Origin of the sequence: Streptomyces rimosus subsp. rimosus, assembly GCF_000720725.1 — a bacterium.
GTDB classification, from domain to species: Bacteria; Actinomycetota; Actinomycetes; order Streptomycetales; family Streptomycetaceae; genus Streptomyces; species Streptomyces rimosus_A.
Window position 1 is genome coordinate 75,047 of the sequence record NZ_JOCQ01000013.1, and the last position, 14,328, is coordinate 89,374.

Sequence of the window (14,328 nt, forward strand, 5' to 3'; positions counted from 1 at the left end):
GTCAGCGCGTACGACGGCGGCGCTCCCCTTGTGAGGGGAGCGCCGCCGTTGTCGTGTACGCGTACGAAACCGCGGCCGCTACTTCGCCGGAACTTCCTTCCCGGTCGACGCATCGACCACATCCCGCCCCGCCAGCGGCTTCTCCAGCGGCACCGTCTGCGTGAACTCCTTCGCCATCTTCACGCAGATCTGGTTCGGCTTCTTGTCCTTGCCGATGACCTCGGCCTTGACGCTCTTGCCGGTCTGCTCGGCGGTCGCCGAGTACGTGCTGCACACGCCGCCCCAGAAGTGCAGCTTCAGGGACTTGCCGTCCGCGCTGACCTCGTACGACTCCAGGCCCATCGCCCCGGCCTTGCCCGACGGCTTTCCGCTGCTCGGCGGCTGCGCGGAAGTGCCGCCGTCGCCCTTCTTGACGTACTTCGGGTCGACCGCGGGGTGCGTGACCGTACCGCCGCCCGCCCGCTGCACCTTGTAGAGCCAGGAGGGCACCAGTGCCGGGCGGCCGCTGACGTACTGCATCGACAGCCCGAAGGTCGCGCCGGTCACGTCGGCGGGCTTGCGCGCGGAGGCGTTGCCCACGCACGGTTCGGCGCCCTGGCCGTCGGCCTTGTCCTGCTTCTGCGGCTCGGCCGTCGCGCAGCCGCCGGTGCCGGAGTTCGCGCCGCCGTGCGCGGCGTTCAGCCGCTCCAGCGTCTTCTCCGCGCTCTGTACGGGGTACGTGTCGCCCTTGACCGGCTGCGCCAACTGGCCGCTGCCGCCGACGACCTGGCCGTCCGAGCCGACCTGGATGTCGCTCTGCCAGCCGTATGTGGGCAGCCCGCCGACCACCGGGTTCGCGCTCACGGTCCGTACCGCGCCGGACAGTCCGCTCGCGTCCAGCTTGGCGTTCTTCTGGCCGAGCGCCGCCAGCACCGGCTGCGCGGCCTGCTTCGCCTTCTCCGGGGAGACGGCGTCCTTCTCACCGGAGTCGCCGCTGGTGCCGTCCTGGTGCGACGGGCAGCCGGGGCCGCTCGCCTGCGAGCCGTCCGAGCCCTTGCCGGGCGCGGTCTCCGCGCAGCCGGTCCCGTTGGGCGTGCCGTACTGCGAGTACGTCCACGCGCCCGAGCCGCCCTTGGCCACCTGGAGGACGGGGCTGCGCGCGTCCCGCGTCAGGCCGCCCACCTTCCAGGAGTCGCCGTCCGAGCGGACCTTGCCGGGCAGGTCCAGGGCCTTCGCCAGCTTGGCCACCGCCTCCTCGGAGACCTGGCCGCGCGGCTGGTAGACGGGGGCGGAGGCGGGGCCTTCGGGCAGCTTGCCGGTCGCCCGGTAGCCGGAGCCCTGCGGGTCGGGCTCGCCGGGGGCGATCCCGGCGTGCGAGCCGGTGCCCTTGCCCGTCGCGTAGCCGTCCAGGGCCAGGGGCGGCGGGCCGCCCTCGGGGCGGGCGCCGGCGCCGCTGTCCCCGCCGCCGGAGGCGGTCGAGGCCCAGTACGCCGCGCCGCCGCCGGCCAGCAGCACGGCCGCGGCCACCGAGGCCGCGATCAGCGGGCTGCGCCGGCGCCGGGCGGTGGTCTCCTGCGTATCGTCGGTGGAATGCTCCCCGCCGGACGCGGGGGAGGTGTCCTCGGTGCTCACCGCTTCGCTCCTTCGGCTCCGCTGAACAACTGACGTGCCCTCCTCCGTGGGGAGGACGCCGGTTGGACGGAGCCGGTGCGTCCGCGGTTCCCCGGGGTCTCAGTCGCCGTACTCGGACATCCCGTCGACCAGGGCAGCGGAGGAGGCGGGGACGGTGATGCCGTGCAGCTCGCGGGCGGGTGCGGGCGGCGGCTGGGGGCCGCTGCGCCAGTGCGGCGCCATCCGCGCGCAGTCGCCCAGCAGCTGGGCCATCGACTCCGGTTCGGCGGAGCCGGGGGAGCGGCGGGAGGCGACGGCGCGAACGCCGGACGAACGGGGTGTGACGCCCTTCACATGCTTGGTCATGCGGTCACCGTATGCATGCGGCGGACCGCGAAGAAAGCCCTACTAAGGGGTAGTTTCGCCTGGTGGGGGGAGATCAGGACACCCGGTACCGTTGACCAACGTCCGTCCCGTCCTTCCGCCTCCCGCAGGAGCAGACCCGTCGTGCGTATCGCAGTCACCGGCTCCATCGCCACCGACCACCTGATGACCTTCCCCGGCCGTTTCGCCGACCAGCTGGTCGCCGACCAGCTGCACACGGTCTCCCTCTCCTTCCTGGTCGACGAACTCGACGTACGGCGCGGCGGCGTCGGCGCCAACATCTGCTTCGGCATGGGCCAGCTCGGCACCGCGCCGATCCTGGTCGGCGCGGCCGGCAACGACTTCGAGGAGTACCGGGCCTGGCTCGACCGGCACGGCGTGGACACCCGCTCGGTGCGTATCTCCGAGGTCAAGCACACCGCCCGGTTCGTGTGCACCACCGACGCCGACCACAACCAGATCGGCTCGTTCTACACCGGCGCGATGAGCGAGGCGCGGCTGATCGAGCTGCACACCGTCGCCGAGCGCGTCGGCGGCCTGGACCTCGTCCTGATCGGCGCGGACGACCCCGAGGCGATGGTCCGCCACACCGAGGAGTGCCGCACCCGCGGCATCCCCTTCGCCGCCGACTTCTCCCAGCAGATCGCCCGGATGGACGGCGAGGGCATCCGCACCCTCACCGAGGGCGCCGCGTACCTCTTCAACAACGAGTACGAAAAGGGCCTGATCGAGTCCAAGACCGGCTGGACCTCCGAGGAGATCCTGACCAAGGTCGGCACCCGGGTCACGACGCTGGGCGCCGACGGCGTGCGCATCGAGCGGGCCGGTGAGCCGGACATCGTCGTCGGCACCGCCGAGGAGAAGGCCAAGGCCGACCCGACCGGCGTCGGCGACGCCTTCCGCGCCGGCTTCCTGTCCGGCCTGGCCTGGGGCGTCGGCCTGGAGCGCGCCGCGCAGATCGGCTGCATGCTGGCCACCCTGGTCATCGAGACCGTCGGCACCCAGGAGTACGAGCTGCACCGCAGCCACTTCATGGACCGCTTCACCAAGGCGTACGGCCACGAGGCCGCGGACGACATCCGGGCGCATCTGGTCTGATCCGGCCGGGGTAGGGGGCGGCGGGCCCGGAGTGGCCCGCCGCTTCGCTCAGACCCGGCGCCGCACCACATACGCGGCGCCGCGCTCCGCCGCCCGCTCGCCCACGTACTCCTGGCCCCGCATCTCGCACCACGCGGGAATGTCCAGCCGCGCCGCCTCGTCGTCCGCCAGGACGGTCAGCGTGGCGCCCACCGGTACGTCGCCGATCACCTTCGCCAGTTCGATGACGGGCAGCGGGCAGCGCTTGCCGAGCGCGTCCACGACCGGCCCGGCGGCGGCTTCCGGTCCGGCCGCTCGCGGTTCGGCGGCCGACGGGGCGCCCAGTTGCTCCCGTACGGAACGGACCGCCTCCGGGAGGACGTCCAGGAAGCGGTCGACGTCGGCCTCCGCGGTGCCGGACGGCAGCGACACCCGTACGTTGCCCTCGGACAGTACGCCCATCGCCCGCAGCACATGGCTCGGCGTCAGTGTGCTGGACGTACAGGACGAGCCGGACGAGACGGAGAAGCCCGCCCGGTCCAGCTCGTGCAGCAAGGTCTCTCCGTCGACATAGAGACACGAGAAGGTCACCACGTGGGGGAGCCGGCGCAGCGGATCGCCGACGACCTCGGTGTCCGGCACCGTATCGGCCACCCGGGCCCGGATACGGTCCACCAGCTCCCGCAGCCGCGCTCCCTCGGCCGCCGCCCCGGCCTGTACGGCGCGCAGCGAGGCGACTGCCGCGACCACGGCGGGCAGGTTCCCGAAGCCCGGTACCCTGCCGGACTCGCGCTCGTCCTGCGGGCCCTGCGGCGCGAACCGGGTGCCCTTGCGGACGACCAGCAGCCCCACGCCGGGCGGCCCGCCCCACTTGTGCGCGCTGCCCGTCAGCAGCGACCAGGCGCCGCCCACCGGGCCCCAGGGCAGCGACTGGGCGGCGTCCACCAGCAGCGGCACCCCCGCCTCCCGGCAGGCCGCGGCGGCCTCTTCCACGGGCTGTTCGGTGCCCACCTCGTGATTGGCGGACTGCAGGACGGCCAGTGCGGTGTCCGGGCGCAGCGCCGCGGCGAGGTCCCCGGCGGCCACCCGGCCCGTACGGTCCACACCGACCTCGGTCACCGTGCCGCCCGCCGCCTCGTGGGCCGCGGCGGCGTGCAGGACGGAGGAGTGCTCCACCGCGGAGTGGACCAGATGGCGGCCGACACGCCGACGCGCGGCGAGCGTGCCGGACATGGCCGAATGCACCGACTGCGTCCCCGAAGGGGTGAAAACCAGCTCGTCGGGTCGACAGCCGACGGCCTCCGCCGCGGCCTCCCGCGCCGCGTCCAGCAGCAGCCGGGCGCGGCGGCCCTCCCGGTAGGGGCGGGCCGGGTCGGCCCAGCCCTCGTCGAGCGAGGCGAGCAGGGCCTCACGGGCGACCGGGTGCAGGGGAGCGGCCGAGGCGGCATCGAAGTAGGACACGCCCCTGACGCTAGCGCGTCCGGATCCGGGGGCCGGGCACGGCGTCAGATGACCGGCGGAGCCCGGCATTCCGGGGCGCGGGGGCCGTCCCCCGGATGCCGCAGCCACCCCTTCGGAGGGCGGTGCGGCGCGTTGGGCACCCTCCCCGCGCGACCCCAAATAGCGTCCAGTAGGGTTTGGTCCGCATAAACATCCAAACCCCTGCCCGTGCCAGGGCCGGCGACCGACCAGCGAGACGGCCGCAGCCGGTCTCGCGGGCGAGACTCTCGGGAAGGCGCTACGTGAGTCCCAACGGCTCCGACCGCTCGTCGCGGCGCCCGATGCGGCGGAAGCTGCCGCAGGTGCTGGCTGCGGGACTGGTCCTGGCAACCGCGACCGGTTGCACATACAAGGACTTTCCCAACCTCGGCATGCCCAATCCGGCTACTGAAGAGGCGCCGCGGATCCTCTCCCTTTGGCAGGGCTCCTGGGCCGCCGCCCTCGCAGTGGGCGTGCTGGTGTGGGGCCTGATCATCTGGAGCTGGATCTTCCACCGCCGCAGCCGGACCAAGGTGGAGGTCCCCGCACAGACGCGGTACAACATGCCCATCGAGGCGTTGTACACCATCGTTCCGTTCATCATCATCGCGGTGCTCTTCTACTTCACCGCGCGCGATGAGAGCGAACTCCTCAAGACTTCCAAGAAGCCCGACCACGTCATCAACGTGGTGGGCTATCAGTGGAGCTGGGCGTTCAACTACCTGGAGAACGTGGACGGCAAGGCCGACACCACGAACATCAACTCCAAGGAACTCTCCGCGATCCCGGACAAGTGGAAGAAGAACGTCCCCGCCGGCGCCGACGGCGTGTACGACGAGGGCATCCCGGGCACGCGGAACCCGCAGACCGGCAACCCCGGCCCGACGCTGTGGCTGCCCAAGGGCGAGACGGTCCAGTTCGTCCTGACGTCGCGTGATGTCATCCACTCGTTCTGGGTGGTGCCGTTCCTGATGAAGCAGGACGTCATCCCCGGCCACACCAATGTCTTCGAGGTGACCCCCAACAAGGAGGGCACCTTCATGGGCAAGTGCGCCGAGCTCTGCGGCGTCGACCACTCCCGGATGCTCTTCAACGTCAAGGTCGTCTCCCCCGAGAAGTACCGGGAGCACCTGAAGGACCTGGCGAAGAAGGGCCAGACCGGTTACCTGCCGTCGGGCATCAAGCAGACGGATCACGCCAGGAACGCGGAGACCAACAACAAGTGAGCATCCTCAACGAACCTCAGGGTGCCGCCGCCGCAACGGCTGAGGCAGCACCGCCCGCACGCAAGAAGTCTCCCGGCGCCGTCGTGGTGAGCTGGCTGACGACCACTGACCACAAGACCATCGGTACGCTCTACCTGGTCACCTCGTTCGCGTTCTTCTGCATCGGCGGCCTGATGGCGCTGCTGATGCGCGCCGAGCTCGCTCGTCCCGGCACGCAGATCATGTCGAACGAGCAGTTCAACCAGGCGTTCACGATGCACGGCACGATCATGCTGCTGATGTTCGCGACGCCGCTGTTCTCCGGCTTCGCGAACTGGATCATGCCGCTGCAGATCGGCGCGCCCGACGTGGCGTTCCCGCGGCTGAACATGTTCGCGTACTGGCTGTACCTCTTCGGCTCGCTGATCGCGGTGGCCGGCTTCCTGACCCCGCAGGGCGCGGCCGACTTCGGCTGGTTCGCCTACTCGCCGCTGTCGGACGCGGTCCGCTCGCCGGGCGTCGGCGCCGACATGTGGATCATGGGTCTGGCCTTCTCCGGCTTCGGTACGATCCTCGGCTCGGTCAACTTCATCACCACGATCATCTGCATGCGCGCTCCGGGCATGACGATGTTCCGCATGCCGATCTTCACCTGGAACGTCCTGCTGACCGGTGTGCTGGTCCTGCTGGCCTTCCCGGTCCTGGCCGCCGCGCTGTTCGCCCTGGAGGCGGACCGTAAATTCGGGGCGCATGTATTCGACGCGGCCAATGGCGGCGCATTGCTGTGGCAGCACCTCTTCTGGTTCTTCGGACACCCCGAGGTGTACATCATCGCGCTGCCGTTCTTCGGCATCATTTCCGAGGTCATTCCGGTCTTCTCCCGGAAGCCGATGTTCGGTTACATCGGTCTGATCGCGGCGACGATTTCGATCGCGGGCCTTTCGGTCACCGTGTGGGCGCACCACATGTACGTGACGGGCGGCGTCCTCCTGCCGTTCTTCTCGTTCATGACATTCCTCATCGCGGTACCGACCGGTGTGAAGTTCTTCAACTGGATCGGCACGATGTGGAAGGGCTCGCTGTCCTTCGAGACACCGATGCTGTGGGCCGTCGGCTTCCTGATCACCTTCACCTTCGGTGGTCTGACCGGCGTCATCCTGGCCTCGCCGCCGATGGACTTCCACGTCTCGGACTCGTACTTCGTCGTGGCGCACTTCCACTACGTCATCTTCGGCACCGTCGTCTTCGCGATGTTCGCCGGCTTCCACTTCTGGTGGCCGAAGTTCACCGGCAAGATGCTGGACGAGCGCCTCGGCAAGATCACGTTCTGGACGCTGTTCGTCGGCTTCCACGGCACCTTCCTCGTCCAGCACTGGCTGGGCGCCGAGGGCATGCCGCGCCGCTACGCGGACTACCTGAACGCCGACGGCTTCACCACGCTGAACACGATCTCGACGATCGCCTCGTTCCTGCTCGGCCTGTCGATGCTGCCGTTCATGTACAACGTCTGGAAGACGGCCAAGTACGGCAAGAAGGTCGAGGTCGACGACCCGTGGGGCTACGGCCGCTCGCTGGAGTGGGCGACCTCCTGCCCGCCGCCGCGGCACAACTTCCTCACCCTGCCGCGCATCCGCTCGGAATCCCCGGCGTTCGATCTGCACCACCCTGAGATCGCGGCGCTGGAAGCCATCGAGAACGAGGGCCAGAAGGACACGGCGCTGCTCGGCGGCAAGGAGGTCGGCAAGTGAAGATCCAGGGCAAGATGTTCATCTGGCTCTCCGTCTTCGTCCTCGCCATGGCGATCGTCTATGGCGTGTGGTCGAAGGAGCCGGCGGGCACCACCGCGCTGTTCCTCGCCTTCGGTCTGTGCATCATGATCGGCTACTACCTGGCCTTCACGGCCCGGCGGGTGGACGCCGGAGCGCAGGACAACGACGAGGCCGAGGTCTCCGACGACGCCGGCGAGCTGGGCTTCTTCAGCCCGCACAGCTGGCAGCCGCTCTCCCTGGGATTCGGCGGCGCGCTCGCCTTCCTGGGCGTCGTCTTCGGCTGGTGGCTGCTCTACTTCTCGGCCCCGATCATCCTGATCGGTCTGTTCGGCTGGGTCTTCGAGTACTACCGCGGTGAGAACCGCACGCAGTAACGCGGTTTCCGCACCGGGCGGGCCCGGACACCTCCCCAGGTGTCCGGGCCCGCCCGTTTGCAGTCCTCCAGCGCGCCGCGTCCGGTGAACCTTCCTACTTTGAAGGCATGAGCCACAGACCACGCCACCGGACGGCGCTGGGCTGCGCCTTCTCGCTGGCGCTCCTGGCGGCGGGCGCCACCGCCTGCGGCGGTTCGGACGCGGACCCGCTCTCGGAAGCGCCGTACGACGCGGCCGGGCAGATCTCGGCCAACGCGCCCGGCGGCGACGAGAAGGCCGACCCGGACAAGCCGCTGGAGATCACCACCACCGGTGACGAGGCCCGGATCACGGACGTGACCGCCACCGACGCCTCCGGCCGCTACATCAGGGGCGAACTGGCCGCGGACGGCAAGCAGTGGCACACCACCGTCCCGCTGGCCGCGGGCACGCGCTACACGGTGCGGGTGAGCACCGAGGACGAGGACGGCGCGCCCGGCCGCAAGATCCTCCAGATCGACACCAAGGACACCGGCGACCGGCTGAACGTCAAGTTCGGTCCGGACAACGGCACGTACGGGGTGGGACAGCCCGTCACGGCGCAGCTGAGCAAGCCGGTCAAGGACCCCAAGGCGCGCGCGGTCGTGGAGGGTGCGCTCAAGGTCGAGTCCACCCCGCGCGTCGAGGGCTCCTGGCACTGGGTCGACAGCAAGACGCTGCACTTCCGCCCGAAGGAGTACTGGCCCGCGCACGCCGCCGTCGAGGTGCACAGCAACCTGGAGGGCCTGAAGATCGCCGGCGGGCTGTACGGGGGCCCCGCCAAGCCCGTGAAGCTGCGGACGGGGGAGCGGGTGGAGGCCGTCACGGACGCCGGGGCGCACACCATGACGGTCACCCGCAACGGCGAGGTGATCAACACCATCCCCGTCACCACCGGCAAGCCGGGCTACTCCACCCGCAACGGCACCAAGGTCGTCCTGGGCAAGGAGGGCTTCGTCCGGATGCGCGGCGACACGATCGGCATCCCGTCCGGCAGCTCGGACTCCTACGACCTGCCCGTCTACTGGGCCACCCGGGTGACATGGAGCGGCGAATACGTGCACGCGGCGCCCTGGTCCGTGGGCTCGCAGGGCGCCGCCAACGTCAGCCACGGCTGCACCGGCATGTCCACCGAGAACGCCAAGTGGTTCTTCGACACCGTCCGGGTCGGCGATCTCGTCAAGGTCGTCAACAGCGGCGGCGAGACCATGACGCCCTTCGACAACGGCTTCGGCGACTGGAACATGCCGTGGGACAAGTGGCGCGCGGGCAGCGCGCTGGACAAGAACAAGCCCAGCACCACGGGCGAGCAGGAGCAGCGGCCGGGACCCGAGAATGCCGCCCGGCTGCGCCCCCAGGTCTGAGGGCTCCTCAGGAGAGCCCTCAGGCGGCCGCTCAGGCCCCCGTCAGGAGCCTGCGGCGCAGCAGCCCGGCCAGGGCGTCCGTGAACTCCACCGGGTCCACAGGGTGCGTCACAGCGGCGTCCGCGCGGCTCCACGTCGCCAGCCAGGCGTCCTGCGGGCGCCCGATGAGCACCAGCACCGGCGGGCAGTGGAAGATCTCGTCCTTGATCTGCCGGCACACGCCCATGCCGCCGGCCGGCGCCGTCTCCCCGTCCAGCACGCACGCGTCGATCCCGCCCTGCTCCAGGGCCTCCAGGACGGCGGGCAGGGTCGCGCACTCCAGGATCTCCACCGGCGGCACGTCCGCGGCAGGCCGGCGGCCCGTCGCGAGCCGTACCTGCTCGCGGGTGTCGGCGTTGTCGCTGTAGACCAGCACCGTGGCAGTCGCCTGCATCGTTCCTCCACGCATCTCGGCAGTACGGTTTCGGACGGGGCCACGCCCGGCCGCCGCCGGGAGGTGCCTCCTGCGCGGATGCTACTGCTCGTACGGCCGTGCGCAGGAGGGTTCGGCATGATCCCCGATCTGGCCGACGGGCCGTCAGGACTGGTCACAGCGGGGGTGCGCGGCCACCCGGCGGGCAGCGCCTACCTCCTTCGGGCGACGGCCGGAGTGGGCCGTACGAGCAGGGCATACGCCCTTGACACACCGAACGGCACCCCCCGGAGTGAGGGCGGGATAAGCGACCGACATAATGTCGGTCGTGGCGACAGCAACGACAGTAGAAACCGGGCACGCGCACCCGTCGGTCAATCGGCCGAACCTCACCAGCGTCGGAACCATCATCTGGCTGAGTTCCGAGCTGATGTTCTTCGCGGCCCTCTTCGCGATGTACTTCACCCTCCGATCGGTGACCGGGACCGAGTATTGGAAGGAATCCGCCGATGCGCTGAATCTTCCGTTCTCCGCGACCAACACCACGATCCTGGTGCTCAGCTCCCTGACCTGCCAGCTCGGTGTGTTCGCCGCCGAGCGCGGCGATGTCAAGAAGCTCCGGACCTGGTTCGTGATCACCTTCATCATGGGTGCGATCTTCATCGGCGGTCAGGTCTTCGAGTACACCGATCTGGTCAAGGAAGAGGGCCTCTCGCTCTCGTCCGGCCCGTACGGCTCGGTGTTCTACCTGACCACCGGCTTCCACGGACTGCACGTGACGGGCGGACTCATCGCCTTCCTGCTGGTCCTGGGCAGGACGTACGCGGCCAAGAGGTTCACCCACGAACAGGCCACCGCGGCCATCGTCGTGTCCTACTACTGGCACTTCGTCGATGTCGTCTGGATCGGCCTCTTCGCCACGATCTACCTGATCCGGTGACCGGTCCCGTACCGGAACCGCATTTCAGACAGACATAGCCAAAGCATCGACGCAGAAGATCCTGACACCGGGGTAATCCGTGAAAAAGCTCTCCGCACGACGGCGCCATCCGCTGGCGGCGCTCGTCGTCCTACTCTTCGCGCTGGCGGTCACTGGGGGGCTGTACGCCGCGTTCGCGCCTGCGGACAAGGCTCAGGCCGATGACACCGCCCAGTCTCTTGCCATCAAGGAGGGCAAGAAGCTCTTCGCCGTCGGCTGCGCCAGCTGCCACGGCACCGGCGGTCAGGGCACCTCCGACGGCCCGAGCCTGGTCGGCGTGGGCGCCGCCGCCGTCGACTTCCAGGTCGGTACCGGCCGGATGCCGGCGCAGCAGCCCGGCGCCCAGGTGCCGCGGAAGAAGAACATCTACAGCCAGGCCGAGATCGACCAGCTCGCCGCGTACGTCGCGTCGCTGGGTGCCGGTCCGAACGTGCCGAACAAGGACCAGTACAGCAAGGACGGCGCGGACATCGCCAAGGGCGGTGAGCTGTTCCGTACCAACTGCGCGCAGTGCCACAACTTCACCGGTAAGGGCGGTGCCCTGACCAACGGCAAGTTCGCACCGACGCTTGAGGGCGTGGACCCGAAGCACATCTACGAGGCCATGGAAACCGGCCCGCAGAACATGCCCTCCTTCGGCGACGGCTCGCTGTCCCCGCAGAACAAGAAGGACATCGTGTCCTACCTCGGCGCCGTCAACAGCGACGACACCCCCAGCCCTGGTGGTATGGACCTGGGCGGTATCGGACCTGTCGTCGAGGGCCTCTTCGGTTGGATCGCCGGCCTGGGCGCGCTGATCGCGGTCGCCATCTGGGTCGCAGCCCGGACTACGAAGGCCAAGAAGTCATGAGTGAGACTGGACGACACGAAGACGTGCCAGAAAAGAACCTCCCCGGTGAGCGGGACACGGCTCACGGCGGCGCGGTCGAACCGGCGGACAACCCCTTCGCCGACCCGGGGCTGCCGCCCCACGAGCACCGCATCCAGGACATCGACGAGCAGGCCGCGAAGCGCTCCGAGCGCACCGTCGCCCTGCTGTTCACGGTGTCGATGCTGGCGACGATCGGGTTCATCGCCTCGTACGTGATCTTCCCGGTCGACAAGATCGTCTACGTCTGGCCGTTCGGCCACGTCAGCGCGCTGAACTTCGCGCTGGGCCTGACGCTGGGCGTGGCCCTCTTCTGCATCGGCGCCGGCGCGGTCCACTGGGCCCGCACGCTGATGTCCGACGAGGAGGTCGCCGACGACCGGCACCCGATCGAGGCGACCCCCGAGGTCAAGGCCAAGGTCATGGAGGACTTCCGGCAGGGTGCCAAGGAGTCCGGCTTCGGCCGCCGCAAGCTGATCCGCAACACCATGTTCGGCGCGCTGGCCGTGGTGCCGCTGTCCGGCGTCGTGCTGCTGCGCGACCTCGGTCCGCTGCCGGAGAAGAAGCTGCGCTCGACGGGCTGGAAGAAGGGCGTACGCCTGGTCAACCAGTCCACCAACCTCCCGCTGCGTCCCGAGGACATCGCGGTCGGCTCCCTGACGTTCGCCAAGCCCGAGGGCCTGGAGGAGGACGACGAGGAGTTCAACACCAAGATCGCCAAGGACGCCCTGATGCTCGTGCGGATCCAGCCGCAGAACATCAAGGACAAGCAGGAACTGGACTGGTCGCACGAGGGCATCGTCGCGTACTCGAAGATCTGCACCCACGTGGGCTGCCCGATCAGCCTGTACGAGCAGCAGACGCACCACGTGCTGTGCCCCTGCCACCAGTCGACCTTTGACCTGTCCGACGGCGGACGCGTCATCTTCGGCCCTGCCGGACACGCCCTGCCGCAGCTGCACATCACGGTGAAGGACGGCTTCCTCGAAGCCGTAAGCGACTTCGCGGAGCCCGTCGGCCCGAGCTTCTGGGAGCGCGGATGAGTAACGAGACGAGCGCGACCACCACGCGCCGCGGCCAGGCGCCGCGGGGCGAGCGGATCGCCGACTGGGCGGACGGCCGGCTGGGCATCTACAGCCTCGCCAAGTCCAACATGCGCAAGATCTTCCCGGACCACTGGTCCTTCATGCTGGGCGAGATCTGCCTCTACAGCTTCATCATCATCATCCTGACCGGTGTCTACCTGACGCTGTTCTTCCACCCGAGCATGGCCGAGGTGACCTACCACGGCTCGTACGTGCCCATGCACGGGATCCGGATGACGCAGGCGTTCGAGTCGACGCTGGACATCAGCTTCGACGTGCGCGGCGGTCTGCTCATCCGGCAGATCCACCACTGGGCGGCCCTGGTCTTCCTGGGCGGCATGATGGTGCACATGATGCGGGTGTTCTTCACCGGCGCCTTCCGCAAGCCGCGCGAGGTCAACTGGCTGTTCGGCTTCCTGCTGCTGGTGCTCGGCATGTTCACCGGCTTCACCGGCTACTCGCTGCCGGACGACCTGCTCTCCGGCACCGGCGTCCGGTTCATCGAGGGTGTCATCCTGGCGATGCCGCTGGTCGGCTCGTACCTGCAGATGTTCATCTTCGGCGGGGAGTTCCCGGGGCACGACATCATCCCGAGGTTCTTCACGGTGCACGTCCTGCTGCTGCCCGGCATCATGCTGGGTCTGCTGGTGGCGCACCTGATCCTGGTCTTCTACCACAAGCACACGCAGTTCCCGGGTGCCGGCAAGACCAACAAGAACGTCGTCGGCATGCCGCTGCTGCCGGTCTACATGGCCAAGGCCGGAGGCTTCTTCTTCCTGGTCTTCGGCGTGATCTCGGTGATCGCGGCGGTCGCCAGCATCAACCCGGTGTGGGCGATCGGCCCGTACCGGCCCGACCAGGTGTCCACCGGCGCCCAGCCCGACTGGTACATGGGCTTCGCCGAGGGTCTGGTCCGTGTGATGCCCGGCTGGGAGTGGGACATCTGGGGCCACACCATCAACTTCGGTGTGCTGATCCCGATCCTGATCTTCCCGCTGGTGCTGGTGGCGATCGCGGTCTACCCGTTCGTCGAGTCCTGGGTCACCGGTGACAAGCGCGAGCACCACATCCTGGACCGCCCGCGCAACGCCCCGACCCGCACCGGCTTCGGTGTGGCCTGGCTGATCGCGTACCTGGTGATGCTGATCGGCGGTGGCAACGACCTGTGGGCCACCCACTTCCACCTGTCGATCAACTCGATCACCTGGTTCGTGCGGATCGCGTTCTTCGCGGGCCCGGTGCTCGGCTTCATCGTCACCAAGCGGATCTGCCTGGGCCTCCAGCGCCGCGACCGCGACAAGGTGCTGCACGGCCGCGAGTCCGGCATCATCAAGCGGCTGCCGCACGGTGAGTTCATCGAGGTGCACGAGCCGCTCAACCAGGAGCAGCTGCACACGCTCACCCAGCACGAGCAGCCCAAGCCGTTCGAGATCGGCCCGGAGGTCGACGAGAACGGTGTCGAGCGGAAGGTCAAGCGGTCGACGAAGCTCCGCGCCAAGCTCTCCAAGGGCTACTACGGCGAGGACAACGTCATCCCGAAGCCGACCCCGGAGGAGTACAAGGAGATCACCAGCGGCCACGGCCACCACTGATCCCCGCCGTGTGACGCACGGCAGTACCACCGCGTAAGTACGCCACCCAGAGGGCCCCTTCCAGAGACTGGACGGGGCCCTTCGGCATGCCCGCGCGCCGGATAGGGTTTTGCGCATCAGCAGGACACGAAT

At 69.1% G+C, this 14,328-nt stretch carries 13 protein-coding genes; 9 read left to right on the forward strand and 4 right to left on the reverse strand.

Features of this window, described 5'->3' with window-relative positions; translation table 11 throughout:
- Positions 1-78 precede the first annotated feature (78 nt).
- Entirely contained in the window at positions 79-1,611 is a 1,533-nt protein-coding gene (locus IH45_RS0109695) for a hypothetical protein (RefSeq protein WP_030664513.1), read from the reverse strand.
- A 99-nt stretch (positions 1,612-1,710) separates the two neighbouring features.
- On the reverse strand, positions 1,711-1,956 hold the full coding sequence (locus IH45_RS01000000143410) for a hypothetical protein (protein ID WP_032917091.1): 246 nt from the start codon (positions 1,954-1,956) through the stop codon (positions 1,711-1,713).
- 141 nt (positions 1,957-2,097) lie between these two features.
- Between IH45_RS01000000143410 and IH45_RS0109705 the strand changes: the two genes are divergently transcribed.
- Positions 2,098-3,072, forward strand: coding sequence for a carbohydrate kinase family protein (locus IH45_RS0109705; RefSeq protein ID WP_030664516.1), 975 nt, complete (start codon positions 2,098-2,100; stop codon positions 3,070-3,072).
- A 48-nt stretch (positions 3,073-3,120) separates the two neighbouring features.
- On the opposite strand, the gene IH45_RS0109710 is transcribed toward IH45_RS0109705, so the two are convergent.
- Positions 3,121-4,512: a cysteine desulfurase/sulfurtransferase TusA family protein gene (locus tag IH45_RS0109710; RefSeq protein ID WP_030664519.1), complete on the reverse strand. Its 1,392-nt coding sequence runs from the start codon at positions 4,510-4,512 to the stop codon at positions 3,121-3,123.
- Positions 4,513-4,793: 281 nt separating this feature from the next.
- Here IH45_RS0109710 and ctaC point away from each other — a divergent pair, with 281 nt between their 5' ends.
- The 4 genes from ctaC (at position 4,794) to IH45_RS0109730 (ending at position 9,260) form a co-directional block, all read left to right on the forward strand.
- Positions 4,794-5,756: an aa3-type cytochrome oxidase subunit II gene (ctaC, locus tag IH45_RS0109715; protein WP_030593220.1), complete on the forward strand. Its 963-nt coding sequence runs from the start codon at positions 4,794-4,796 to the stop codon at positions 5,754-5,756.
- The gene (gene ctaD, locus IH45_RS0109720) at positions 5,753-7,483 is read left to right on the forward strand and encodes an aa3-type cytochrome oxidase subunit I (protein WP_030664522.1); all 1,731 of its coding nucleotides are present in this window, start codon (positions 5,753-5,755) and stop codon (positions 7,481-7,483) included. Before ctaC ends, ctaD begins: the two co-directional genes overlap by 4 nt.
- Positions 7,480-7,878: a cytochrome c oxidase subunit 4 gene (locus tag IH45_RS0109725; protein ID WP_003982399.1), complete on the forward strand. Its 399-nt coding sequence runs from the start codon at positions 7,480-7,482 to the stop codon at positions 7,876-7,878. Before ctaD ends, IH45_RS0109725 begins: the two co-directional genes overlap by 4 nt.
- Positions 7,879-7,985: 107 nt before the next feature.
- Positions 7,986-9,260 carry a L,D-transpeptidase gene (locus IH45_RS0109730; protein WP_030664526.1) on the forward strand — a complete coding sequence of 425 codons (1,275 nt, stop codon included), beginning with the start codon at positions 7,986-7,988 and terminating at the stop codon, positions 9,258-9,260.
- 31 nt (positions 9,261-9,291) lie between these two features.
- Here the strand turns inward: IH45_RS0109730 and IH45_RS0109735 are convergent, their stop codons facing one another.
- A complete protein-coding gene (locus IH45_RS0109735) occupies positions 9,292-9,693 on the reverse strand; it encodes a response regulator transcription factor (RefSeq protein ID WP_003982401.1) in 402 nt (133 codons plus the stop codon).
- A gap of 298 nt (positions 9,694-9,991) precedes the next feature.
- On the opposite strand from IH45_RS0109735, the gene ctaE reads away from it, so the two are divergent.
- The 4 genes from ctaE (at position 9,992) to qcrB (ending at position 14,196) form a co-directional block, all read left to right on the forward strand.
- Positions 9,992-10,612, forward strand: coding sequence for an aa3-type cytochrome oxidase subunit III (ctaE, locus tag IH45_RS0109740; RefSeq protein ID WP_030020850.1), 621 nt, complete (start codon positions 9,992-9,994; stop codon positions 10,610-10,612).
- A 79-nt stretch (positions 10,613-10,691) separates the two neighbouring features.
- Positions 10,692-11,501 (forward strand): cytochrome bc1 complex diheme cytochrome c subunit, encoded by an 810-nt coding sequence (gene qcrC / locus IH45_RS0109745; RefSeq protein WP_030593208.1) that lies wholly within the window; start codon positions 10,692-10,694, stop codon positions 11,499-11,501.
- Positions 11,498-12,562, forward strand: coding sequence for a cytochrome bc1 complex Rieske iron-sulfur subunit (qcrA, locus tag IH45_RS0109750; RefSeq protein ID WP_030664529.1), 1,065 nt, complete (start codon positions 11,498-11,500; stop codon positions 12,560-12,562). The genes qcrC and qcrA overlap by 4 nt, the downstream gene beginning before the upstream one ends.
- Positions 12,559-14,196, forward strand: coding sequence for a cytochrome bc1 complex cytochrome b subunit (qcrB, locus tag IH45_RS0109755; RefSeq protein WP_030664531.1), 1,638 nt, complete (start codon positions 12,559-12,561; stop codon positions 14,194-14,196). Before qcrA ends, qcrB begins: the two co-directional genes overlap by 4 nt.
- The last annotated feature ends 132 nt before the right edge of the window (positions 14,197-14,328 follow it).

What these genes read in the sequence shown, in the direction of transcription:
- ctaE (WP_030020850.1), top strand. Translation starts at nt 9,992, where the DNA reads ATGTCGGTCGTGGCGACAGCAACGACAGTAGAAACCGGGCACGCGCAC.
- IH45_RS0109730 (WP_030664526.1), top strand. Translation starts at nt 7,986, where the DNA reads ATGAGCCACAGACCACGCCACCGGACGGCGCTGGGCTGCGCCTTCTCG.
- qcrA (WP_030664529.1), top strand. Translation starts at nt 11,498, where the DNA reads ATGAGTGAGACTGGACGACACGAAGACGTGCCAGAAAAGAACCTCCCC.
- IH45_RS01000000143410 (WP_032917091.1), bottom strand. Translation starts at nt 1,956, where the DNA reads ATGACCAAGCATGTGAAGGGCGTCACACCCCGTTCGTCCGGCGTTCGC.
- qcrB (WP_030664531.1), top strand. Translation starts at nt 12,559, where the DNA reads ATGAGTAACGAGACGAGCGCGACCACCACGCGCCGCGGCCAGGCGCCG.
- IH45_RS0109735 (WP_003982401.1), bottom strand. Translation starts at nt 9,693, where the DNA reads ATGCAGGCGACTGCCACGGTGCTGGTCTACAGCGACAACGCCGACACC.